Source organism: Paucibacter sp. B51, from assembly GCF_027863535.1.
In the GTDB taxonomy this organism is placed as follows: domain Bacteria; phylum Pseudomonadota; class Gammaproteobacteria; order Burkholderiales; family Burkholderiaceae_C; genus Paucibacter_A; species Paucibacter_A aquatilis.
This window is the reverse complement of record NZ_JAPIVN010000001.1, coordinates 151,827-174,456: the sequence shown is the minus strand read 5'-3', so window position 1 is coordinate 174,456 and position 22,630 is coordinate 151,827. Positions and strand designations below refer to the sequence as shown.

18 protein-coding genes are annotated in these 22,630 nt (G+C 66.6%); 10 read left to right on the top strand and 8 right to left on the bottom strand.

Annotated elements, in window-relative coordinates; all coding sequences use genetic code 11:
• Positions 1-61 precede the first annotated feature (61 nt).
• Positions 62-1,537 (bottom strand): FAD-binding oxidoreductase, encoded by a 1,476-nt coding sequence (locus OOB33_RS00670; protein ID WP_271007253.1) that lies wholly within the window; start codon positions 1,535-1,537, stop codon positions 62-64.
• Here OOB33_RS00670 and OOB33_RS00665 point away from each other — a divergent pair.
• A complete protein-coding gene (locus OOB33_RS00665) occupies positions 1,536-2,189 on the top strand; it encodes an MliC family protein (protein WP_271007252.1) in 654 nt (217 codons plus the stop codon). The two genes, OOB33_RS00670 and OOB33_RS00665, sit on opposite strands and share 2 nt — an antisense overlap.
• 521 nt (positions 2,190-2,710) lie before the next feature.
• Positions 2,711-3,358: a PEP-CTERM sorting domain-containing protein gene (locus tag OOB33_RS00660; protein ID WP_271007251.1), complete on the top strand. Its 648-nt coding sequence runs from the start codon at positions 2,711-2,713 to the stop codon at positions 3,356-3,358.
• A gap of 216 nt (positions 3,359-3,574) precedes the next feature.
• Here the strand turns inward: OOB33_RS00660 and OOB33_RS00655 are convergent, their stop codons facing one another.
• From OOB33_RS00655 to OOB33_RS00635, 5 genes are all read right to left on the bottom strand, one after another.
• Positions 3,575-4,489, bottom strand: a complete 915-nt coding sequence (locus OOB33_RS00655) for a pirin family protein (RefSeq protein ID WP_271007250.1) — start codon at positions 4,487-4,489, stop codon at positions 3,575-3,577.
• A 711-nt stretch (positions 4,490-5,200) separates the two neighbouring features.
• Positions 5,201-6,682, bottom strand: a complete 1,482-nt coding sequence (locus OOB33_RS00650; RefSeq protein ID WP_442952978.1) for an IS5 family transposase — start codon at positions 6,680-6,682, stop codon at positions 5,201-5,203.
• 123 nt (positions 6,683-6,805) lie between these two features.
• Complete coding sequence (locus OOB33_RS00645; RefSeq protein WP_271007249.1) at positions 6,806-7,471, bottom strand: RloB family protein; 666 nt, start codon at positions 7,469-7,471, stop codon at positions 6,806-6,808.
• Positions 7,468-8,844, bottom strand: a complete 1,377-nt coding sequence (locus tag OOB33_RS00640; RefSeq protein WP_271007248.1) for an AAA family ATPase — start codon at positions 8,842-8,844, stop codon at positions 7,468-7,470. The genes OOB33_RS00645 and OOB33_RS00640 overlap by 4 nt, the downstream gene beginning before the upstream one ends.
• 756 nt (positions 8,845-9,600) lie before the next feature.
• Positions 9,601-13,161 (bottom strand): indolepyruvate ferredoxin oxidoreductase family protein, encoded by a 3,561-nt coding sequence (locus tag OOB33_RS00635; protein WP_271007247.1) that lies wholly within the window; start codon positions 13,159-13,161, stop codon positions 9,601-9,603.
• Positions 13,162-13,430: 269 nt separating this feature from the next.
• Between OOB33_RS00635 and OOB33_RS00630 the strand changes: the two genes are divergently transcribed.
• From OOB33_RS00630 to OOB33_RS00600, 7 genes are all read left to right on the top strand, one after another.
• Positions 13,431-14,024, top strand: a complete 594-nt coding sequence (locus OOB33_RS00630; protein WP_271007246.1) for an Lrp/AsnC family transcriptional regulator — start codon at positions 13,431-13,433, stop codon at positions 14,022-14,024.
• Positions 14,025-14,050: 26 nt separating this feature from the next.
• Positions 14,051-14,638, top strand: coding sequence for a hypothetical protein (locus tag OOB33_RS00625; protein WP_271007245.1), 588 nt, complete (start codon positions 14,051-14,053; stop codon positions 14,636-14,638).
• A gap of 182 nt (positions 14,639-14,820) precedes the next feature.
• The gene (locus OOB33_RS00620) at positions 14,821-15,396 is read left to right on the top strand and encodes a PEP-CTERM sorting domain-containing protein (RefSeq protein WP_271007244.1); all 576 of its coding nucleotides are present in this window, start codon (positions 14,821-14,823) and stop codon (positions 15,394-15,396) included.
• Between the two features lie 117 nt (positions 15,397-15,513).
• On the top strand, positions 15,514-16,401 hold the full coding sequence (locus tag OOB33_RS00615; protein WP_271009997.1) for an EamA family transporter: 888 nt from the start codon (positions 15,514-15,516) through the stop codon (positions 16,399-16,401).
• Positions 16,402-16,445: 44 nt separating this feature from the next.
• On the top strand, positions 16,446-18,245 hold the full coding sequence (gene arsA / locus OOB33_RS00610) for an arsenical pump-driving ATPase (RefSeq protein ID WP_271007243.1): 1,800 nt from the start codon (positions 16,446-16,448) through the stop codon (positions 18,243-18,245).
• A gap of 24 nt (positions 18,246-18,269) precedes the next feature.
• Complete coding sequence (locus tag OOB33_RS00605; RefSeq protein WP_271007242.1) at positions 18,270-18,995, top strand: hypothetical protein; 726 nt, start codon at positions 18,270-18,272, stop codon at positions 18,993-18,995.
• 121 nt (positions 18,996-19,116) lie between these two features.
• Positions 19,117-20,406, top strand: a complete 1,290-nt coding sequence (locus OOB33_RS00600; protein WP_271007241.1) for a glycoside hydrolase family 18 protein — start codon at positions 19,117-19,119, stop codon at positions 20,404-20,406.
• 8 nt (positions 20,407-20,414) lie between these two features.
• Here OOB33_RS00600 and OOB33_RS00595 read toward each other — a convergent pair whose 3' ends face one another.
• On the bottom strand, positions 20,415-21,137 hold the full coding sequence (locus OOB33_RS00595) for an SDR family NAD(P)-dependent oxidoreductase (RefSeq protein ID WP_271007240.1): 723 nt from the start codon (positions 21,135-21,137) through the stop codon (positions 20,415-20,417).
• A complete protein-coding gene (locus OOB33_RS00590; RefSeq protein WP_102769359.1) occupies positions 21,134-21,388 on the bottom strand; it encodes a TIGR02450 family Trp-rich protein in 255 nt (84 codons plus the stop codon). Before OOB33_RS00590 ends, OOB33_RS00595 begins: the two co-directional genes overlap by 4 nt.
• A 146-nt stretch (positions 21,389-21,534) precedes the next feature.
• On the opposite strand from OOB33_RS00590, the gene OOB33_RS00585 reads away from it, so the two are divergent.
• Positions 21,535-22,548, top strand: coding sequence for an NAD(P)/FAD-dependent oxidoreductase (locus tag OOB33_RS00585; RefSeq protein WP_271007239.1), 1,014 nt, complete (start codon positions 21,535-21,537; stop codon positions 22,546-22,548).
• Positions 22,549-22,630 lie beyond the last annotated feature (82 nt).

The window sequence follows — 22,630 nt, the reverse complement described above, 5'->3', positions numbered from 1 at the left end:
GCAGTGTATTCGTTTGAATTCAAACGACAACACCCCCAGAAGGGGGTGAAAGGACCGAGTCCTACAGATAGCGCTCCCAGAGCTGGTTGCTCAGCTTGCCGGCCGGGTCGTGCGCTTGCTTCAGCCGGCGCAGCTCGCTCACCTCCGGGTAGGCGCGCTCGAACTGCGCGCGGCTGGCGTGCAGTTGGTAGGGCAGGTAGTAGCGCCCCTCGTGTTCCAGGGCCAGGGCGATCAGTTCGCGCGTCCAGCCGGCCACCAGGGCTTGGGCGTTTGCGCCCGTGCCTTGCTTGTAGTACAGCACGAAGCAGAAGACCTCCTCTTTGGCCCAGGGCAGAAGGCTGTCGGTGTCGGGCGGCGCGTGGCGGATGGACACATTCAGCGCCATCACCTGGCGTTGGCGCAGCAGGGCCGCCATGGCTCGGGTGAAGCTCAGGAAATGGCGTGGCGGAATGAAGTACTCCTGCAGCACATAGCTGGAGTGCCTGCGCTGGCGCGGCTCCAGCTGGGCCACATCAAGGCTGGCCTCGTGGTTCAGCCATTGCACCGCCTTGCCAGCGCTGAGCAAGGGGTGCACGACCTGGCTGCGCAACAGCGCTCCACCCGGCAACTCGCTCATGGCCCAGATCAGGCTTTGCTCCAGCCGGTAGCTGGCGCCGCGCGGCACCAGGCGGGCGGTCTCGGTCAGCGCCGTGCCATCCGGGCAGCGGCGCCAGCTCACAGCGACCGGCTGGTCGAAGCGTGGCGGCAGCAGATCGGCGTTGTGCAGCACGCAGTCCCCGCGCGCCAGCACTTCGCGCTGGAAGTAGGCCGGGTAGTCGGCCAGCGCCAGGCTTTTCACCTCGCGGCGGATTTTGCAGTTGCGCGCGAGCTCCAGCTCCACCTCGCTGATCACCGCCAGCACCCCGTAGCCACCCAGCGCCGCGCGGAACAGCTCGGCGTTCTCGCTGCGGCTGGCTTCGACGATGCGGCCATCGGCCAGCACCAGTTGCAGTGCCTGCACGGTGCGGCCCACAGGCCCATGGCCGACATAACGGCCATGGCAGTTGACCGAGACCGAACCGCCGATGCTGAAGTTGGCATAGCTCTGCATGGTCTTGACGGCCAGGCCCAGCGGGTCGAGATGGTCTTGCAGATCCCGCCAGCTCATGCCCGCCTGCACCCGCACCCGCATCTGTTCTGGTCGCAGCCAGACCAAGGCCCTCATGCCGCGCAAATCCAGCTGCAGGCCGCCGGCTATCGCCACCTGACCGCCCATGCTGAAATGCCCGCCGCCCACAGCGACTTGCCCGGGCCAGGCGCGCAAAGCGGCCGCGATCTCGGCGGCCGAGCGCGGGTGCTCGATCCCGGCGACCGGCACGCTGTACAGACGGGTGACGTTGTGCACCCACAGCTCCGGCGCGCAATGCACCGCCGTGGGCAGCAGGCTGAGCAGACCGGCCTGGGCCAGGCCCAGAACCAGGCGGCGCCGGCCCAGCGCGGGCAGCGCGGCAAGATCGCTTAATCTCTGATCGCTGCTAACTTTTGGAGTCCCTGCCATGTCTTGCATCGTTCCGCGCTCCCTGGTTTTCGCGCAGCGTAGCGCAAGCCGCATGCGGCCCGGCCTGTTCGGCCTGCTGCTGGCCCTGCTCGGCGGCGCCGCACCGGCGCTGCAGGCGGCGCCCGGGCCGGCCTTCGACTGCGCCAAGGTCCAGCCCGGCAGCATGGCGGCCCTGGTTTGCGCCGATGCGGGCCTGGTGCAGCTGGACCGCCAGCTGGCTCAGGTCTACGGCCAGGCTCTGAAGAAGGCCGCCAAGGAGCGCCCGCCCCTGCTCAAGGCCGAGCAGCGCGGCTGGGTCAAGGGCCGGGACGAGTGCTGGAAGAGCCAGGACAAACCGGCCTGCGTGAAAGACAGTTATGTCCGCCGCATCGCCGAGCTGCAGGCCCGTTACCGACTGCTGCCGCCGCAGGGGCCGATCCGCTGGGCCTGTGATGGCAATGCCGCCAAGGAGGTGGTGGTGAGCTTCTTCGCCACCGAGCCGCCGACCCTGGTGGCCGAGTTCGGCGACAGCAGCTCGCTGATGTTTGCCGAGCGCAGCGCCAGCGGCAGCCGCTATGTCGGCCGCAATGAGAGCTTCTGGGAGCACCAGGGCGAAGCCCGTATCGTCTGGGGCTACCAGGCGCCGGAGATGGTCTGCCGCCAGCCCCGATGAAGAGGAGCGCCGTGCCCTGCCGCATGTGGCCGGGCGCCTGGGGCTTGGGCGTTAGAGCGGCGATGGCGCGGCGATGGCGCACTGCTTGGCCAGGCGAGTCGCTCGCCCGACCGCCCGCCGGTGCTGGTGCCTGAGTAACGCGGCACCCATGCGGCCTGCACGAGTGGGCCTTGGCAGCCAAAGCTGCGGCGCACTCGGTGGGCTTCGCGGCAGACTGTCGCCAATCTTTACAACTTGTTTCGTGAGCCGTTGCCGATGTGGCCATACCGCCTGGCCTTGCAAGGTTCCCCGCGTTTCGGGGGGGCGTCCCTGACCGCGAAGCAAGACGCGCTTGCTCGTTCTCAAATCCGGCCATCTGCTCGCAAACAGGGCTGCCCTGAGTCGTCTTGTGCTGGACTCCTCTTGGCGCAGCACTCGCCTTGGCATGTCATTTGCTTAGTGGCGTTTGCTCTCCACTTGGGGGAGCCCGTCCATGCGATAGGGGGGGCGGAACACCATGAATTCGAAAGAGCGACAGAAAGATGACGAAAAACGCAATCCATTCCTTTGCCATCGCAACCCTTGGCTTGGCCCTCGCAGGCGCCGCCCACGCTGGACCCGTCCATGTTGGCGTGATGAACGGCGGCGGCTTCGGTGGCGTCAATGGCAATGCCAACACCGCGCAGCAAGGCATCCTGTCTTCGACCCTGGGCTTCGTCAACAGCGGGTTTCAAGTCCAGGCCGGCGACAAAGTGCAGGTCACGGCAAGCGGCACCCTGTGCCTGAGTGGCAATGCGGGCTGTGGCGACGCGAACGGGCAAGTGATGCAGGGTCTTGGCAACGGGACGGCGCACTTCACGGGGCTGAACAATCTCTTCGGCGCCTTGGTCGGCAGCATTGTTGGCGACGACAGTGGCAACTTCCAGGCCTTTGATGCCGCCGACGTGGCAAACGGTATCTCGCAAAGCTCCTTGTTCGCTCTCGGTACGAACGTGCAGTTCACCGCGACCCGCAGCGGCCGCCTCTACCTGGGTGTGAGCGATTCGGCCTTCTGGGACAACGCGGGCGCCGGCTTCGAAGTGACGCTGTCGCGCATCCCTTCGGGCAATCAAGTGCCCGAGCCCTCGTCCTGGGCACTGGCCGGGCTGGCTCTGTTCGCAGCCTTCGCTGCACGTCGCCGCGGCGCCTGAGCTTGACGTTCGAGCTCGGCTAGAGCCGGCTGAACACGGCGCCCAGCATCGGCCGCCCGAAGAGGCGATGCTCGGTGAGTGGGTGGCCGTGATGTGGCCGCCCTTGAAGAGGGAGCGCGGGTGCGATTGAAGCGCTTCGAAAAAATGTAGCCGCTGCAAGCCGGCGTTAGCTAGCTAGTTAGCCGCAAACCCGCGCCCATCTTTTGGGGGCTGACCTCAGTAGCCGCTGGCCGGCAGGCGCGGGGCCACCAGGCGCCGGCCTTCATCGCCCTGTACCCGGCCAAAGCGCGGGCCGCCGGCCTCGCGTTGCGCATCCCAATCGGCCTGCGCCCGGGCCACCGCTGAGCGGCTGAGGCCGACGAAGTTCCACCACATTTCGATCTCGGCCGGGAAGGGCTCGCCGCCCAGCAGCAGAAGGCGGCCGCCGGCGCTGAGGCGAATGGACGCGGGCGCCTGCCCCGGCGCCAGATAGGCCAGCTCGCCCGTGCCCAGGGTCTCGCCGGCCAGGCCCAGCTCGCCTTCCAGCGGCAGCAGGCCATGCTCGAAATCGCCGCGCAGCTCCAACTGCAGCTCGACGGCTTCGTTCGGTGCATGGATCTCCAGGCCCAGCAGCGGCGTGTAGACCTTGGGCGCCGCCGTGCGGCCGGCGTGCGTGCCGGCCAGCAGGGTCCATTGCGCGCCTTGCTCCTGCCAGCGCGGCAGGCTGGCATGGTGCTCGAAGGCCGGCGGCCGGTCTTCCTCACCCGGGGGCAGGGCGATCCAGAGCTGGGCCGCGTGGATGCGCGCCGTGCCGGCGGGTGCATCCTCGGTGTGGACGATGCCGTGGCCGGCCGTCATCAGGTTCACCTCGCCGGGCCGGATCAGCTGTTCGCTGCCCAGGCTGTCGCGATGCAGGATCTCGCCCTCGATCATCCAGGTGAAGGTCTGCAAGCCGATGTGCGGATGGCCGCCGACATGCAGGCCGCCGTTCGCCAGCGCCTGACCCTCAAACTGCACGGGCCCGATGTGGTCCAGAAAACACCAGGCACCCACGCGGCGCCGCTGCGCCGTCGGCAGGGCGCGGCGAATGGTCAGGCCCTCGCCCAGCTCGGTGCGGCGGGCGGGGATGCGGTCGAACAGAGGGCTTGTCATGGCGAGGCTCCGGTTGGGCTGGGCAACATCATCGCCTGAAAAGAGTAAGCAAGGCCTGCGGCGTGGGTCCAGGCGGCGGGGCTTGCTTGGGCATGCCGAAAGCCGGAGGTTCCGGCTCGCTATCAGGCAGCAGCTACTGCTGCGCAGCAGCGTGATGGACTTTCTGCCCACGAGTCTTGACCCGGCGCTGCCTCACTGTGACCGTGGTTGGTGAAAGCCGGCGCTGTTCGAGCGCCTTGCATCGAGAGGCGCGGGATGCTTTGAGTCGTGGTGATGTCCGATGACCATCAATAGGCGGGCTGATCCCTGTGCGGGAGCAGCGTTCCGGGAAACGAAAGCCAGCTGTGCTTTCAGCAAAGGCCTTCAAATTCAAGGCCTGACCCCGGCCGCGCACGGTGCGCGCTGGCGGTGGATCGGCGGGGCGGGGGGGGGGCTTAACTTTTGAGACTTGACCCCGGACTTTGCGAACTTGCTTGACCCCGAACTTGTTTGAGACTTGCCCCCGAACTTGCCCAAATCGACTCGTTCGACCGTGTACCCCGCAGCAGGGTAGAGTGGATTGCTAACGCAAATCATGCAGACGGGTTCGTAAACGTCGAAAACAGGCACACATTTTTGTGCGCTCTCTACCTAGCTGCCTAGGTAGTCAGACCTGCGAAATCCATTTCGGCGGGGGTTCGCAGTCGGGAGTGGACGGCGAGCAGCTTGTGGTCATGCTGGACTGAGCGGCGACCAACGCTGTTGAGCAGCTTTGGCGCCGAGGAGGCCGTTCAACACGGCCATGAGGCCCACCAGCCAGGTCGCGCATAGGGCGATTGAGGCCAAGCAAACGTGCTTCAGGCTGCCGGCCAGACGCTGGCGCTGCAGCGCCCGCATCAGCCAGCGGATGTTGAAGCCGGCAGCACACAGCACGGCGTGCAGCGCGTCCCCGTCGGAGCCCTTGAGCCAGCACTTGTCCATCCGGTGGTCGTGCTTGGTGTGGCCAATGGTCGGCTCGATCGCCTGCCGACGTTTGAGCCAGCGCCGCTGCTGCGCATTCAAGGACTTGTACTTGCCCCAGTGGATCAGTTCCACGGGGCTGATGTCGCTGTCGACACCGCGATAGCCCAGGTCGACGACGGCGGTCTTGGGCTTGACGCCGAGGTCTTGCAGCAAGGTGCCGGTCTGTTCGAGTTGCTGCGCCAGCGTGTGCCCATCGAAGGGGTTGCCGGGGAAGCTGCGGGCGCCGACGATCAGGCCGCTCTTGTGCGCCACCGCCAGGCTCACCTTGACGCCGAACTCGTAGGGCTTGCGGGCCTTCCCTTTGCCGATGCATTCGACCTCGGGCGCGTGCAGGGCGTAGAGCTTGTTCTTGTCGTGAGGTCGTTGACTGCGGATGCGTTCGGCGCGCTCCAGCCAGGGCTTGAGCTGATCCTGCGTGGCCTGCGCGAGCGTCGTCATCTTGCGCTGCACCTCGCGCAGCAGCACGCCCAGGATCGTGCGCTGGCGGCGTACCACTTGGCGCAGTCGCTTGAACTGCTTGGCGTGGGCGTAGCCGCCGGCACGGCGACGCAAGGTCTGCCCCTCGCGTTCATGCGTCTTCTTCAGCTGCAGCCCTGCACGTTTGGCCAAGTGGGCGATCTTGGCTCGGGCGACCTCCAACAACCGGCTGTCCGTCGGGTGGGCAACGGCCTTCTCCTGGACGGTCGTGTCCACCGTCACCCGCTCCAGCTCCACGGGCTTGACCGCCTTCATGGCCACGGCCGCCTCAATGGTCGTCTTGAGCAACTGCTCCACGCCGGCTTCGCCCAGCACGCGCCGGAAGCGCCCGATCTGCGTGGCGTCGCAGGGCAGCTTGCTCTGGTAGTGCTCCATGCCGCTGAAGAGCTGCCAGACCACGTTCTCCGACCAGCGCTCCACCACCGATTCGTCGCTCTCGTTGAAAGCATGCTTGAGGTACAGCAGCGAGACCATCAGCCGGATCGGCAGGCGCGGCCGGCCCGCGCGGCTGACGCCGCCGGCGGCCACCACCAGCGTGGGGCCAAACATATCGGCGTCCTCGCGAGACTTGCCCATGCGGGCCTTGCGCGCGAACAGCGGCGCCAGCGAGGCTTCAATCTGCGACCAGGGCATCCGCCGACCAAGGACTGCAAGCGGATGGCGGGGATCCACCATGCCGTCCAGCCGTGCGCGGAAGAAGTCGTCAGTCGCCATCGCCAGCCCTCCAGAACTCCCAGGAATCAGGGGCCATTGAATTTGATTCTGGGAGTTCTGACCATCGGCATTCACCCCGCATCACCAGTGTTCATGCGGGTTCTAGGCGTTTTGCATGGTCGACTAGGTATGGGATTGCCTTCTCGCAAACACGCACTTGCCGTTCTCAGCCATCTTCTTGACCAGCTCGCCAACGGTTGTGGATGGGCAGCCGCGCGGCGCTCCTTCAACTACTCGCGCTGAATTGTGAACACGCGCCCGCTCATACGCAGTTGGAAAGGCATCCTTAATCAGCTGGAAGTCCACTATTGCCCCCTTGTCATGATCGTAGTTCGGCATTTCCTCGCGGAGTCTTGCCTGCACGGCGTGGCGCCCATCCTGCGCGCCGTAGTCAATCAGGTGAAGGAGCGGCCAGATCTCAAAGCATGGATTGGAGTACGCAACGTCAATCTTGTTTTCTTCCGCAAGGCTCAATGCCTCGTCGACGTTTGGGTGCGCGTCTCTATCGAATACTGCCCACACGCGGAACACGTCAAAGCTGTCTTTTGACCTGTTCCTCTGCGCAATGAGTCGTTGCCGCTCTTCTATGGCCGCGTTCACTACCGTAAGCGGAACACCGGTGATTGGAAGAAATCGAAGCTTCACTAACCCTGCACCGTACTCCGATTTGCAATCCTCCAAGTAGCGACGCTCGGTGTTTTTGCCTTCACACGCTACGACCAGCTCCACTTTGGGACTTGCAAATGCCGAGCGTCGAACAATGGATGGAGTCGAAGGAGGCTTCTTCATTTGCTATCTTCCTGGATAGCTTTTTGAAACAGATTTGCGAAATCGGTTAACCCGCATCCCATGAATGGGATCGCGCCGAAGCGTCCCATTAAGTAGCCCCGCTCCAAGTTGTCGTTGGCCCGCACCTTAATGTCGCTCAGGGCATAAACGTGGGTAGCGCCAGTGGGATCTTTCTCTGTGAACCAAACTTGATCTCGCCTGAGAAGACCACCACTCAGCAAGTTGGTGTCGTGAGTCGTGAAGATGAGCTGCGCTTTGCCTGGGTTCGTAACCGGGGACGAAAAGAGGCGTATCAGTTCTCTAGACACGAGGGGGTGAAGGGCACTATTCAGTTCATCGACTATGAGCAGGCCGCCGCTGCCCAGGCGCGCAAATGCGGGGCCCAGAAGCTGCAAGAGTGCACGCGTTCCTGAGCTTTCTTGTTGAAGTGCAATGGGATATTTCTTTCCGTCTGCCCCAAGGTGCAAAAGGCTTACCTTGGCGCGTTCCTTTTTCTTGCCGTCAATAAGCGAAATTTCCTCGCTCTTTGGATAGTGTTTGCGAAGAATTTGCTCGAGCTCTTGTAAGAGCAGAGTTTCTCGTTCTCCGATTGGGGCTTTGGAGAAATCAATCCCGGCTATTCCAATATCTGCAGCCTTGAGGAATTCGACAGCTGTTGCTCGGCGAGCTTCATCATTTCCGAAATACGTTTCTAGCTGTTCTGGAATAGTTGATTCTTCAATGGCGCTGTCCAGCCGTTGGGCCACGTTCTTATAAAAGTAGTCAAAAAGTGGTCCGAGCTGTGGATGCGCGTTCTGTGCTGCGGCGGAGAGGAATAAGCTATTCGGACGAACAAGCTTCGAAATTAATTTGTTCTCGCCCCGCAAGCTCTTGCTGAACTGAAATTCAGTAAGGAGTTTGTCATCGGTCTCTCGGATGAACAGGATGGTGCGCGCTTGACGGCTAGCGGCCAGGTCAAAAGAGTAGAGCCACTCACGCGCAATCTTCTTGCCATCTACAACGTATCCGTAGTGATATCGGATGCCATCCAAGACGACATCGGCGTCGTATTGGGACGGGAGCTTGCGAGATTCTTCGTCGAGGCGGAATGGAAAGTAGGGCGTTCCCGCGCTAGCAGCAACTCCTGTGTGCGAGGTAACAATTCCGCCAATGAAGAACTCGAACGCTGACAGTAGCGTCGACTTCCCTGACGCGTTCGCGCCATAGATGCCCGCAACAGGCAGTACGCGGAACACTTTGCTGGCAGGGCTCCCTTCGCCCGTTCCAAATACGAATAGCCCATGCTCCGCATCTTTGAGCGCGGTAGCAGTCAGCTGAAGCTCTTGGTATGTGGCGATAGATCCGTGGTTCGCAACGCCAAATCGAAGCAGCATTAAGCCCTCCAAAATTAAAAATTTGCTTGATCTTCGCACATTTTGTGGTTACGGATGCTTGTTGATCCACGGAAGTGCCGAAGACCAGCATTTCGCGCCGACCCAAGCTTCGAGCGCCTCCGTGGGTGCCGATTCAGGTGTTCAGGCACGGGACTCCTTTTGGCGCGCGCTCGGGACCCCGCCCCGCCCGCGGTCTAAATGGGTCGCTTTTGCCGGTCCTGGCGAGCGAGGGCACCGCAAGGCCTGGTGCGGCCCGTAGGGCGTTCAGCGGGGGGGCGAAGGGTGCCGGGAATTGACGGGCTTTTGAGCGAGCTTGTGGGGCCTGTGGTGGCGCGCAGGGCTCATGCCTTCTGAGGTTGTTCGCGGAAGTCGCAAGGGAACTTCCTAACTTCCGTCCACGGATTTGGCAAATCCCTCAATTCGGGCTGCCACGCTCGCCGCATTTGGACTCAAGGTCGCCTCCACGCGGCTCTTCAAATCAAGCAGTCCGGCAATCACCTCCGTGTCTGACTCACGAAGCTTCTTTCGCTCTTCCTTCGTCAGCTTCTCGAGGGCAATGACCTGCTCCAACCTCCGATTTCACTTCACACCTTAACAAGGTGTCCATGAAACCGGCAGCAGCCCAGACTTCCTCCGTGTCTCCGTGTCTCCGTGGTCGATTCCTGCTGTTCAAACGCCAACGCAATCACGCAAAAGCCCAAAGAAAAAGCCCGCCGTATCCGGGCGGGCTTTTGTGTGCAGGTGAGTGCCCGGCAATCAGGCCTGCTGCTTCCACTGCTGCATCAGCGTTTCCCACTTGGCCTTGGCCGCGTGGACATGGCGCTCCTTGACATGGCCATAACCACGAATCTCTTCGGGGATGCGGGCAATCTCGGTGGCCAGCTTGAGGCGATCGGCGCTCAGGCCCTTGGCCAGGATGGCTTCGATGCTGGCGCGGTATTCGCCGATCAGGGCGCGTTCCATCTTGCGTTCAGCCGTGTAGCCGAAGATGTCCAGCGCCGTGCCGCGCAAGCCCTTGAGCTTGGCCAGCAGGCCGAAGGCCGGGCGGACCCAGGCGCCCATCTGCTGCTTGACCAGCTCGCCCTTGTCGTTCTTCTTGGCCAGCAGCGGCGGGGCCAGGTGGTGCACCAGCTTGTAATTGCCTTCGAACTGGCTGGCCACCTTCTCGACAAAGCTCTTGTCGGTGTGCAGGCGGGCGACTTCGTACTCGTCCTTGTAGGCCATGAGCTTGAACAGGTACTTGGCCACGGCCTCGGTGAGCGCCGTGCTGTTCAGGCTGCCCTCGGCCGCGCGCACCTTCTCGACGAAGGCCTTGTACTGCGCGGCATAGACCGCGTTCTGGTAGCCGGTCAGGAAGTCCACGCGCTTGGCCACCAGCTCGTCCACGCCCGGGCGCTTGACGATCTGGATCACCTGCTGAGCGGCGAACAGCGATTGCACGCCGGCCAGATCATGGGCGCAGCGGCGGCCCCATTCGAAGGCGGCCTTGTTGTTGTCGATCTGCACGCCGTTCAATTCGATGGCGCGCATCAGCGCGGCGTGGGACAACGGGATGCGACCCTGCTGCCAGGCATAGCCCAGCATCAGCGGGTTGGTGTAGAGCGAGTCGCCCAGCAGCTTGACGGCCACGTCCTCGGCATCGAAGGCGCGGAAGTGATCGGCGCCCACGGCCTTGGCCACGGCGGCCTCGCAAGAGGCGCCGGGGAAGGACCAGTCGGCGTTGTTCACCAGGGCCGCGGTCGGCGAGCCGTGGGTGTTCAAGGCCACAAAGGTGCGGCCCTCGCGCATCACGGCCAAGGTGGCCTTGTTGGCGGCGACGATGGAATCGCAGGCGATCACCAGCTGCGCCTCGGCCGTGCCGACCTTGGTGCAGTGGATGTCTTCGGCACGGTTGGCGATCTGGATGTGGCTCCAGGTGGCGCCACCCTTTTGCGCCAGACCGGCGGCGTCCTGCGTGATCACGCCCTTGCCTTCCAGATGGGCCGCCATGCCCAGCAGCTGGCCGATGGTGATGACGCCGGTGCCGCCGACGCCGGCGACGACGATGCCCCAGGCTTCCTGCGCGTTGGGAATGCTGGGCTCGGGCAGGGCGCCCAGCTTGGCATCAAAGGGCGAGATGCGCTTGTCTTTCTTGGGCTTCTTCAGCTCGCCGCCCTCGATGGTGACGAAGCTGGGGCAGAAGCCTTTGACGCAGCTGAAGTCCTTGTTGCAGGTGTTCTGGTTGATCTGGCGCTTGCGGCCGAAATCGGTCTCCAGCGGCTCGATGGACAGGCAGTTGGACTGGATCGAGCAGTCGCCGCAGCCCTCGCAGACCAGCTCGTTGATGACGGTGCGCTTGGCCGGATCGGCCAGCTTGCCGCGCTTGCGGCGGCGGCGCTTTTCGGTGGCGCAGGTCTGGTCGTAGATGATGGCCGTGGTGCCGGGGATCTCGCGGAACTGGCGCTGGATGGCGTCGAGCTCGTCGCGGTGGTGCACGGTCACGCCGCTGGCCAGGGCCACGCCCATGTACTTGTCCGGCTCGTCGGTGACGATGACCAGCTTGGCCACGCCCTCCGAGACCAGGCTGTTCATGATCTGCAGCACCGTGTGGCCCTCGGCGCGCTCGCCCACCTGCTGGCCGCCGGTCATGGCGACGGCGTCGTTGTAGAGCACCTTGTAGGTGATGTTCACACCGGCGGCGATGCTTTGGCGGATCGCCAGGATGCCGCTGTGGAAGTAGGTGCCGTCACCGAGGTTGGAGAAGATGTGCTTCTCGTTGGTGAAGGCGGCCTGGCCGACCCAGGGCACGCCCTCGCCACCCATCTGGGTGAAGGTGGCGGTGTTGCGGCCCGGCATCCAGGTGACCATGTAGTGGCAGCCGATGCCGCCCACGGCGCGCGAGCCCTCGGGCACGCGGGTGCTGGTGTTGTGCGGGCAGCCCGAGCAGAACCAGGGGGTGCGGTCGGCGCCACCGGCGGCTTTCTCTTCCTGCTTGAGGGCGTTTTCCTTGCCGTCGATCAGGGCCACGCGGGCGTCCAGGCGGGCGGCCACATCGGCATCCACGCCCAGCTTCTTCAGGCGCTTGGCGATCGCGCGGGCGATGATGGCCGGGGTCAGGTCGGCCTGCGGGCGCAGCAGCCAGTTCTTGCTGGGGTTGGGCAGGCCCCACTCGCCACCCATGCCGCCTTCGGCGTCGTCGTCGAACTTGCCCAGCACATGCGGGCGCACGTCGGAGCGCCAGTTGTAGAGCTGCTCCTTGATCTGGTATTCGATGACCTGGCGCTTTTCTTCGATGACCAGGATCTCCTGCAGGCCGGTCGCGAAATCGCGCGTGATATTGGCCTCCAGCGGCCAGACCACATTGACCTTGTGCAGGCGGATGCCGAGGCGGCGGCAGGTGTCGTCATCAAGGCCCAGGTCGTGCAGGGCCTGGCGGGTGTCGTTCCAGGCCTTGCCCGAGGCGATCAGGCCCAGGCGGTCGTTCGGCGTGGCGATGACGTTGTAGTTGAGCTTGTTGGCGCGCACATAGGCCAGGGCCGCGTACCACTTGTGGTCGAGCATGCGCGCTTCCTGGTCCAGCGGCGGGTCGGGCCAGCGGATGTGCAGGCCGCCCGGGGGCATGGGGAAATCGTCCGGCGTGATGATGTTGACGCGGTCCGGATCGACGCTGACGCTGGCACCCGACTCGACGATTTCCTGGATGGTCTTCATGCCCGACCACAGGCCCGAGAAGCGGCTCATGGCAAAGGCGTGCAAGCCCATGTCCAGGATGTCTTGCACGCTGCTGGGGAAGAAGACCGGGAAGCCGGCGGCCTTGAAGACGTGGTCGCTCTGGTGGGCGGCGGTGGAGCTCTTGGCGATGTGGTCATCGCCGGCGATGGCGATCACGCCGCCATGCTTGGAGGTGCCGGCCATGTTTGCGTGCTTGAACACATCGATGCAGCGGTCCACGCCCGGGCCCTTGCCGTACCAGATGCCGAACACGCCGTCGAACTTGGCCTTTTCCTTGAACAGCTCGAGCTGCTGCGTGCCCCAGACGGCGGTGGCGCCGAGTTCCTCGTTGACGCCGGGCTGGAAGACGATGTTCTGCTTGGCCAGATGCTTCTTGGCCGCCATCAGCGCCTGGTCGTAGCCACCGAGCGGCGAACCGCGGTAGCCCGACACGAAACCGGCGGTGTTCAGCCCGGCGATGGCATCGCGCGTGCGCTGCAGCATGGGCAGGCGCACCAGGGCTTGCACCCCGCTCATGAAGGCGCGGCCGTTGTCCAGCGCGTATTTGTCGTCCAGCGTGACCTTTTCGAGCGCGCGCAGGACGTGATCGGGCAGGGGAGCATTCATGGTGGGGATCTCGGCTTGTCTCGGGGTGGAACCGGGCTGGCTGCTGCCGCTTGTGGCGGCCATGCTCCCGTGTGCATTGGATGCCGGCACTGGGTGCGGCACAGTATGTCCGGCCTGCAGGCCCTGTGTACAGGGCCGCAGCACGGTATTTGCCCTTCAAAAGGCAGGCGCCAGTGTAGGGAAAGGGTCGCGAGCGGTGCTTTCTATTTGGTCTTGGAAACCCGGGCGCTGAGCAATAATCTTTCCAGCAATCTGTTTTGGGGCAAGAAATGGCATCGAGAAAGCCCGGACCTAGTAAAAACCCGCAGTCTTTTGCCGGCGCCGCGGACCCGGCCACGGACGCGGGCGCCGATGCCGCTGCCGCCGTGGATCTGCTGCCCCAGGGCGACACCCTCGACCGTTATCACATCGCCATCCTGGCCGAGCTGCAGCGCGACGCGCGCCTCTCCAACGCCGAGCTCTCGGCCCGCATCGGCCTGTCCACCGCGCCCACCTGGCGGCGCGTGCGCTGGCTGGAGGAGCAGGGCTTCATCACCGGCTACCGCGCCGAGATCGACCGCCGCAAGATCGGCCTGGGCGTGCTCGCCTTTGTGCGCGTGGACGCCGACCGCAACACCGGCACCTCGACCAAGCCGCTGGAAGACGCACTGCGCCAGCTGCCCGAGGTGATCTCCTGCCACTACATCTCGGGCGCCGGCACCTTCGAGTTGCAGGTGCTGGCCACCGACCTCGACGCCTTCAGCCGCTTCACCATCGACACGCTGCTGCACCTGCCCAATGTCAAGGATGTGCACACCAGCTTCTCGCTGGGTGAGGTGAAGGCCGGCGGCGGTGTGCCGCTGCGGCATTTGCGCGGCGGCTGAGGGGCGGCTGAAGGGCTGCCACTGCCATGGCCTGGGCCGATCTGGACGCCATTGCCGCCCGCCAAAGCCAGGCGCTGCGGCGGGCCATGCGTGCGGCGGTGCGCCGCAGCAATGGCGAGCAGTCGGGCCTGCGCCTGCTCGGCCAGGGGGTGTTCGGCCTGCTGCTGTGCCTGCTGCCGCTCTGGGGGCTGGGCTTCTGGGGCCTGATCTTCTGTGCGCCGGGGCTGTGGTTCTTTTTAATGCCGGCCCTGGCGGAAGGGCTGCCCGAGCTCTGGGCCTGGGCCGCGCCGGCGCGCTGGGCCGATGTCCAGGGTCAGCGCTACAGCTTCATGGGTGCCTACCTGCACATCGAGCGCGACGCCGAGGGCCAGCCCTGGCTCTCCTGTGACGAGGTGCGCGCCGCGGGCGTGGACCTGCCGCAAGCCTGGGTTGTGCAGGCCCGGCTGGACCCGGCGCGCTGCCGCCTAGATGCGCGCGGTCGCCGCCTGCAACTGCGCGCGGACGCTTTGCTGGCCGGCCTGCAGGGCACGGCCCAGCCGCGCGGCCACAAGTTCGCGCTCTGGCTGCAGCGCGTGGTCATCTACCCGGCCGATCGGGCGGCGCGGCGGCGCTGATTGCTTCTTCGTTGGCGTAGGCTGGTTTTCCCTGGTGCGAAGCTGGGGGAAAGAACTCTATATTCCGCTCCCCGACTGAACCGACCGTTAGGCGGTAAGGCGGCGGAGCCGTCGCGGGCCAGTTCAATGCCATGCGCGCCAGGCCCGCACTCACAACATCGATCGAGGAGGAGACCTTTCTCATGAATACCAAGCCCCACAATATGTTCCGACTTGCGGCCCTGGCCGCCGCCTGCCTGCTCAGTACCGCTGGCGCCGCCCACGCTGAGACCTACCAGTTCAGCGGCGACATCAGCAGCAGCCCGACCTTCCAGCGCCTGATCGGCAGCGGCCCCAATCTGTCCACCGTGGCCAATGCGGTGCATTTCAATGCCTTCGAGTTCAGCGTCAGCCAAGCCGGCAGCTACAGTTTTGAAAGCTTGGTGCCCGGTGACACCAGCCCGACAGGTGGCGTGTGGGACAACTACCTGTTCCTCTACCAAACCGCCTTCAATCCGGCCGATGCGCGGGTCAACATCCTCAAGGGCTCCAGCGGCCTTGGCTTTGGTGCCGCCAAGCTGAGCCTCGACCTGAGCGCCGGCAGCCGTTATGTGCTGGTGACCAGTGGCTATCTGAACAAGGACATGGGCAGCTTCGTCAACACGATCAATGGCGCTGGCCAGGTGTCGCCGGTGCCGGAGCCCGCCAGCGCGGCTCTGCTCTTGGCGGGTTTGCTGGCCCTTGGTGTGATGGTCAGCCAGGGGCGTCGCCGGGCCTGATGGCTTGATGGGGCTCATGGGCGGTGGCCGCCCGGCCGGATCCGGCAGAGGGCAAGCAGCTGCTAGGCTTGGGCGCACCCACCCTCGACGCCTAGCCCTATGAGCGCCAGCAACCGCCTGCCCTTCGCGCACTTTTTGTTGGCCTTGGCCGTGGTGGCCATCTGGGGCAGCAATTTCGTCGTCATCCGGCTGGGACTTGACGCCCTGCCACCTTTGCTCTTTGCCACCCTGCGCTTCAGCTTTGCGGTGCTGCCGGCGGTGTTCTTTATCCAGCGGCCCGACTTGCCCTGGCGCAATCTCGCCAGCTATGGGCTCTTGATCGGCGTCGGTCAGTTCGGCCTGCTGTTTCTGGCCATGCGCGGTCCGCAGCCGGCCATCTCGCCCGGCCTGGCTTCGCTGGTGATCCAGACCCAGGTCTTCTTCACCCTGATGCTGTCCATGCGCCTGACCCGCGAGCCGGTCAAGGGCTACCAATGGCTGGCCCTGGGCCTGGCCGCCTCCGGCATCGCCCTGATCGCCAGCCACACCGACGGCAGCGCCACGCCGCTGGGCCTGGCCATGGTGCTGGCCGCGGCCTTCAGCTGGGCCTGCGCCAATATGGTGGGCAAGCAGGCCGGGCGCGTGAACATGCTGGCCTATATGGTCTGGACCAGCGTCTTCGCCGTGCCGCCGCTCCTGCTGCTGTCCCTGCTGGTCGAGGGGCCGCAGGCCATGGCCGCGGGCTTGCACAAGGCGGATCTCGGCACCTGGGCCGCGGTGCTCTGGCAGGCCCTGGGCAACACCTTGTTCGGCTACGCCGCCTGGGGCTGGCTGCTGGCCCGCCATGCGCCGGCCACCGTCGTGCCCTTGGCCTTGCTGGTGCCCGTCTTCGGCATGAGCACCGCGGCCCTGGTGCTGGGCGAAGGCCTGCCGGCCTGGAAGCTGATCGCCGCCGGCCTGGTGCTGGCCGGTCTGGCGCTGAATCTGTTGTGGCCGCTGCGCAAAGCCAGAACGCAGGTGGCGTGACCCAGCGCAGAGTCAAGGCCTTGATGCTGCATTAGGCTGAGCCCATGGACATCTCGACTACCCCGCGTTTCCAGTTCTTCACCGGCAAGGGCGGTGTCGGCAAAACCTCTTGCTCCACCGCCACCGCCTTGGCCCTGGCCGACGCCGGCCGGCGCGTGCTGCTGGTCAGCACCGACGCGGCCTCCAACCTCGACGAGATGCTGGCCATCCCCTTGCGCCAGCAGCCGGTTTCGGTGCCAGGAGCGCCGGGCTTGTCGGTCATGAACATCGACCCCAACCAGGCCGCCGAGGACTACCGCCAGCGCGTGCTGGCCCAGCTGGGCGCCGGTGCCAGTGCCGCCGAGCGGGACACGGTGCGCGAGCAGCTCAGCGGCGCCTGCACCACCGAGATCGCGGCCTTTGACGAGTTCGCCAGCCTGCTGGCCGAAGGCGCGCCGGGCTTTGACCACATCGTCTTCGACACCGCACCCACCGGCCACACCCTGCGCCTGCTCAGCCTGCCCAAGGCCTGGAGCGGCTTTCTGGCCGACAACGATCGCGGCGCTTCCTGCCTAGGCCCGCACTCGGGCTTGAAGATGCAGGAGGCACGCTTCCAGGCCGCGTTGGCGGCCTTGTGCGACCCGGCGCTGACCGAGGTGGTGCTGGTGGCCCGGCCCGAGCGCGGCGCGCTGGACGAGGCCGCGCGCAGTGCCGTCGAGCTGCAGGGTTTGGGCTTGCAGCGCCAGCGCCTGCTGGTCAACGGTGTCTTCCATGCCAGCGTGGCGGATGACCCGGTGGCGGCCGCGCTCGAGGCCCAGGGCCAGGCGGCGCTGGAAGCCATGCCGGCGGCCTTGGCCGCACTGCCGCGCCGCGAGTTGCCGCTGCGGCCGGTGGACATGGTGGGCCTGGCCGCGCTGCGCGCCTTGTTTCAAGAGCCTGGCGCGCCGCTTCCGATGCAGCCGAGCGAAGCTGTGAGCTTGGCAGCGCCCAGTGAATCCGCCCGCCTGTCGGCCCTGTGCGATGAGCTGGCCGCCGCCGGCCGGGGCCTGATCCTGGTCATGGGCAAGGGCGGCGTGGGCAAGACCACCATCGCCGCGGCCCTGGCCATCGGCCTGGTGCAGCGCGGCCATGCGGTGCACCTGAGCACCACCGACCCGGCCGCCCATGTGCTGCCCACGCTGCAGGGCGAGCTGCCCGGTTTGCGCGTTGATGCCATCGATCCCAAGCGCGAGACCGAGGCCTACATCGCCAAGGTCATGGCCCACAAGGGCCGCGATCTGGATGAGGCCGGCCGCGCCCTGCTGCTGGAGGATCTGCAATCGCCCTGCACCGAAGAGGTGGCGGTGTTCCACGCCTTTTCGCGCGTGGTCAGCGAGGCGCGCAGCGCTTTTGTCGTGCTGGACACCGCGCCCACCGGCCACTCCCTGCTGTTGATGGACGCCACCGGCGCCTACGACCGCCAGATGCGCCGCGAGCTGCAGGGTGGTGGTGGCAGTGGTGGTGGTGGTGGTGGTGGTGGTGGTGGTGGTGCGAGCGCACGACTGATCACGCCGCTGATGCGCTTGCAAGACCCGGCCTACACCCGCATCCTCTTGGTGACCCTGGCCGAACAGACGCCGGTCTCACAAGCAGCCGCGCTGCAAAGCGATCTGCGCCGCGCCGGCATCGAGCCCTTTGCCTGGATCATGAACCGCAGCCTGCTGGCCGCTGGTGCGCACGATCCCTTGCTCAGCGCCCGCCTGGCGGGCGAGCGGCGGCAGATGCAGCGCATCGTGGACGAGCATCTGGTCCAGCGCCTGTTCTGGCTGCCCTGGTGCGCGCAGCCGCCGGTCGGCATTCCGGCCCTGGCCGCGCTGGCGCGCTAGGCCGGGCCGGCCTATGCTGGGCGCATGAACGCACTCCACTTGCTTCCCCGTCGTGCCTGCCTGCTTCTTGCCGGACTGGGCCTGATGCCGCTGCTCGCGCTGGCCCAGCCCGCGGCCAAGCTGCCCCCGCGCAATCTTTGGGTCGAGATGCGCTGGGTGGAAAGCCGCATGGACGGCGCCAGCCTGGCCGGCGTGCGCGATGGCGCGGTGGTGGTGGGCACGGGCGGCAGTGTTTCGCCCACGCCCGGTGTGAGCCTGAGCACGAGCAGCCACAGCCAGAGCGGCCAGCAGACCCAGCGCGTGCTGGTGCTGAACGGCCGCCAGGCGCAGTTCCAGCTCAACGAGAAAGTGCCGGTGCAGTGGGTCGATGTCTCGGTGCAGATGGACGGCGCCGCGGCGGCGGGCGGCGGCGTGCCCGGCATGGCGGATGCGCGCGTGCGTGCCGTGCCACGCAGCGGCTTTGTCAAGCAGACGCGTGGCTTCACCGTGGCCGTGTTCTGGCCCGGCGGCCAGCAGCCGGCGCGCCTGGACATCAAGGTGCAAACCCCCTCGGGCGAGCCCGGCCCGAACGGCGTTCCCGCGGGCCAAACCCAGCTCGACAGCAGCGTGCAGCTGCGCCTGGGCGAATGGCTGACGGTGGCGCGCACCGGCGCGGCGGTGCAGGCGCAGGAGCGCGGCGTGCTCAGCACCCGGGCGGCCGAATCGCAGACCCAGCGCGAGCTGCAGCTGCGCGTCGATCTGGCGCCGTGAGTGATGGCCGCCGTGCGCGGCCTGCGCCCTCATTCGTGAGCCGCTTAAGCCAATCTTGAGGTGGCGGGGCGCCTGCCCCTGCTAGTCTCCGGCGTCGCTGTTTGGAGCCTGCTGTTCGATCATGTTGAAGTTGTCGCTGTTTCCCTCTCGCCCGGCCCTGGCCGCCTCTGCGCTGTGCATGTTGCTGCTGTCGGCTTCGGCTCAGGCTGCCGATGCGCCGCCGTACCCTGTGTTCGGCGCCAAGCCCCTGCCGGTCGAGCGCACCAGCGCCAAGGTCGTGGGGGTCTACGTGCCCATGTGGGAGAGCGCTGCCCATGTCGACCGCATCCCGGCCGGCAGCGTGACGCACTTGCTGTATTCCTTTCTGCGCCTGTGCGGCCCGGGTCAGATCGTCAAGGACGCAGCGCGCTGCGAGGGCAAAAAGGATTTCCAGCTCAGCACCGGCGGCGCCGAGAAAACCTTTGACGCCGCCTTCGCGCGCTTGAAGGCGCGCGAGCCCCAGGTCAAGGTGCTGGCCTCGGTCGGTGGCTGGGGCGGCTCGGACGGCTTCTTCCACATGGCGCCCGATGCGGCCAAGCGCGCGGTCTTTGTCGAGTCGTCGCTGCAGTTCTTGCGCGATCACCCGAGCTTCGACGGCATCGACATCGACTGGGAGCACCCCGGCGACAACGGTTCCGCCAACGGCGTGCCCCTGGGCGGCCCGGCCGATGGCCAGGCCTATGCCGATCTGATGGTGGACCTGCGCCGCGGCCTGCAGCGCCTGGAGGCCGAGACCGGCCGGCCCTATTTGCTGAGCACGGCCATCAACAGCGGCGAGACGGTGGTCAAGCGCATCAACTTCAAGCAGGCCGCCCCCGCGCTCGATCTCATCTTCATGATGACCTACGACTTCTATGGCAACTGGTCAGCCGCGGCGGGCCACCACACGACGCTGATGAGCAGCCGCAACACCGCCGGCATCGAGGCCGACGACAGCCTCGACCGCTCGGTGCGCAACCTCGAGGTCGCCGGCGTGCCGCGCGCCAAGCTGGTGGGCGGCGTGGCCATGTACGGCCGCGGCTTTGCCGGCGTCGAGCGTGCGCAGACGGGGGCCAGCAAGACCGGCGGCTACCCCGGCGCCGATGGCTCGGCCGGCTACCGCGAAATCGCCGCCCGCTACCTCGGGCCCAAGGGCCAGGGCGTGAACGGCTATCTGGCCCAGTTCGATGCCCAGACCCAGTCCTGGAGCCTGTTCCACCCCAAGCACAAGCTCTGGATGGGTTACGACGACCCGCGCGCCGTCATCGCCAAGGGCCGGTACGCCGTCAAGCAGGGCCTGGCCGGCCTGTTCGCCTGGGAGCTGACCCAGGACAACGGCGATCTGCTCAATGCCATGAACCACGGCGTGGGCAATCTCTTGCTCACGCGCTGAGCCTGCGTTCACCAGGGCAGTCGCTCGCCCTGGTAGCTCAAGAAGCTGCCGCTGTCCTCGGCCTGCACGCGGTCCAGCACGGCCAGCATTTCCTGTGCGGCCAGGGCCGGCGGCCGGCCGATCTCGTCGCCGCGAAACGGCCGTGACAGGGCCGAGCTGACCGTGCCTGGGTGCAGAGCGATCAGGGCCGCGCCGGGCAGCTGGCGTTTGGCTTCAATCGCCGCGGTCTTGATCAGCATGTTCAGCGCCGCCTTGGAGGCCCGGTAGCTGTACCAGCCGCCCAGGCGGTTGTCCTCGATGCTGCCCACCTTGGCCGAGAGCAGGGCCAGCAGGCTGCGCTGCCTGTCCATCAGGGGCACCAGGTGGCGCAGCAGCAGGGCCGGGCCGAAGGTGTTGACCAGAAAGGTGGCCTGCAGCTGGGCATAGCTGAGCTCGCCGAGCTTTTTCTCGGGCATGAAGTCGGCGCTGTGCAGCAGGCCGGCGGCGTTGATGAGCAAGTGGAAGGGCGCTTGCTCACGCAGGGCTTGTGCGGCCGCGGCGATGCTGGCTTCGTCGGCAAAGTCCAGGGCGGGGACGGAGTGCCGGTGCAGACCGGTCACGCCCGCACAGCGCGGGTCGGCCTGCAGCTGAGCCACAAAAGCCGCGCCCAGGGCGCCCGAAGCGCCGATCACCAGGGCGCGGTAGCTCTCGGGCAAGCTGGCCATGCCCTGGAATGGGGGGGCCTCACTCATGCCAGCCACCCCTGGCGCCAACGCTCGCTGTCGCGCAACTCGCGCCAGGCCAGGCGCTGCACCCGCTTGGACAGCACCGCCTCCAGCTCGATCCACTCGATCGGGCCCGGCTGCCCGCTGGGGCCGATCTCGGGCGCGATCACCCGGCTGACCAGGAAATGCCGCTCGCGCTGCTGCGGCTGCAGCGCGGTCCATTTGCTGTGCAGCAGTTTCTTGGGGTGCAGGGGCGGGGCCGGGTGTGAGGAACTCATGGGGCGCAGCCTAGCCCAAGCCCGCGGGCCGCGCAGCGCCGGCCGGCAATGCCCGAGCCCGGCCGCGGCGCTTGTGGCGAGCGACCCACCCGCAGGCCTGCGGGCCCGCACAATCGGCAACCTGTTCGATCCTGATGCCCCAGCCCATGTCTGCTTCTTCCGCCGCCCCCGTGGCCATCGTCGGCGCCGGCCTGGCCGGCCTGTCCTGCGCCCAGGCTTTGCAAGCGGCGGGCGTGCCGGTGCAGCTGTTCGAGAAGAGCCGCGGCCCGGCCGGCCGCATGAGCACGCGCCGCGGCGAGGGCTGGCAATGCGACCACGGCGCCCAGTACTTCACCGCGCGCGCCCCCGAGTTCCGCGCTGAGCTGGCGCGCTGGCAGGCGGCCGGCGTGGCCGCGCCCTGGCAGCCGCGCCTGCGTGTTTTCGGGCCGCAGCCCGAGGCGCGCGGCGCCGGTGAGACGGAGCGTTTCGTCGGCCTGCCGCAGATGACGGCGCCGGCGCGCTGGCTGGCCCAGTCGCTGCCGGTGCAGCTGCAGGCCACGGTGCAAGGCCTGCAGCGCCGTGCCGATGGGGCCTGGCAGCTGCAGCTGGCTGAAGCCGAGCATCAGGCGCTGGCGACCCAAGCGTTTGCCGCGGTGCTGCTGGCTGTGCCCGCGCCGCAGGCCGTGCCCCTGCTGGCGGGCCACAGCGAGGCCCTACGTGCCCGCGCTGCCGCCGCCCGCATGCGCGGCAGCTGGGCGCTGATGCTGCACTACGAGCAGGCCCTGGGCCTGGATTTCGATGCCGCCTTCGTCAACCAGGGCCCGCTGCGCTGGGTCGCACGCGACAGCAGCAAGCCCAGTCGCGCCCCGGCCGGCGTGGCTGAGACCTGGCTGCTGCACGCCGAGGCCGAGTGGAGCGAGGCGAATCTGGAGCTGACGCCCGAGCAGGCCAGCGAACCTTTGCTGGCTGCCTTTGCCGCGCTGGGCGGCCGTGCGCCCGATCAACTGGCGGTGCACCGCTGGCGCTATGCCGACAGCGCGCCGCCGCTGGACCTGGGCTGCGACTGGGATGCCGCCGCCGGCCTCGGTCTGTGTGGCGACTGGCTGATGGGCGGCAAGGTCGAAGGCGCCTGGCGCAGCGGCCGGGCTCTGGCGCAAGCCTTCTTGCAATCGCGCGGCTGAGCTGGCCCGCGGCGGGCTGACGGATCAGGGCGAACCCGGGTGCGGCGCCGGCGGCGGCGCCGCACAATCGATTGCAAGAATC

What these genes read in the sequence shown, in the direction of transcription:
- OOB33_RS00665 (WP_271007252.1), top strand. Translation starts at nt 1,536, where the DNA reads ATGTCTTGCATCGTTCCGCGCTCCCTGGTTTTCGCGCAGCGTAGCGCA.
- OOB33_RS00670 (WP_271007253.1), bottom strand. Translation starts at nt 1,537, where the DNA reads ATGGCAGGGACTCCAAAAGTTAGCAGCGATCAGAGATTAAGCGATCTT.
- OOB33_RS00660 (WP_271007251.1), top strand. Translation starts at nt 2,711, where the DNA reads ATGACGAAAAACGCAATCCATTCCTTTGCCATCGCAACCCTTGGCTTG.
- OOB33_RS00655 (WP_271007250.1), bottom strand. Translation starts at nt 4,489, where the DNA reads ATGACAAGCCCTCTGTTCGACCGCATCCCCGCCCGCCGCACCGAGCTG.
- OOB33_RS00650 (WP_442952978.1), bottom strand. Translation starts at nt 6,682, where the DNA reads ATGGCGACTGACGACTTCTTCCGCGCACGGCTGGACGGCATGGTGGAT.
- OOB33_RS00645 (WP_271007249.1), bottom strand. Translation starts at nt 7,471, where the DNA reads ATGAAGAAGCCTCCTTCGACTCCATCCATTGTTCGACGCTCGGCATTT.
- OOB33_RS00640 (WP_271007248.1), bottom strand. Translation starts at nt 8,844, where the DNA reads ATGCTGCTTCGATTTGGCGTTGCGAACCACGGATCTATCGCCACATAC.
- OOB33_RS00635 (WP_271007247.1), bottom strand. Translation starts at nt 13,161, where the DNA reads ATGAATGCTCCCCTGCCCGATCACGTCCTGCGCGCGCTCGAAAAGGTC.
- OOB33_RS00630 (WP_271007246.1), top strand. Translation starts at nt 13,431, where the DNA reads ATGGCATCGAGAAAGCCCGGACCTAGTAAAAACCCGCAGTCTTTTGCC.
- OOB33_RS00625 (WP_271007245.1), top strand. Translation starts at nt 14,051, where the DNA reads ATGGCCTGGGCCGATCTGGACGCCATTGCCGCCCGCCAAAGCCAGGCG.
- OOB33_RS00620 (WP_271007244.1), top strand. Translation starts at nt 14,821, where the DNA reads ATGAATACCAAGCCCCACAATATGTTCCGACTTGCGGCCCTGGCCGCC.
- arsA (WP_271007243.1), top strand. Translation starts at nt 16,446, where the DNA reads ATGGACATCTCGACTACCCCGCGTTTCCAGTTCTTCACCGGCAAGGGC.
- OOB33_RS00605 (WP_271007242.1), top strand. Translation starts at nt 18,270, where the DNA reads ATGAACGCACTCCACTTGCTTCCCCGTCGTGCCTGCCTGCTTCTTGCC.
- OOB33_RS00600 (WP_271007241.1), top strand. Translation starts at nt 19,117, where the DNA reads ATGTTGAAGTTGTCGCTGTTTCCCTCTCGCCCGGCCCTGGCCGCCTCT.
- OOB33_RS00595 (WP_271007240.1), bottom strand. Translation starts at nt 21,137, where the DNA reads ATGAGTGAGGCCCCCCCATTCCAGGGCATGGCCAGCTTGCCCGAGAGC.
- OOB33_RS00590 (WP_102769359.1), bottom strand. Translation starts at nt 21,388, where the DNA reads ATGAGTTCCTCACACCCGGCCCCGCCCCTGCACCCCAAGAAACTGCTG.
- OOB33_RS00585 (WP_271007239.1), top strand. Translation starts at nt 21,535, where the DNA reads ATGTCTGCTTCTTCCGCCGCCCCCGTGGCCATCGTCGGCGCCGGCCTG.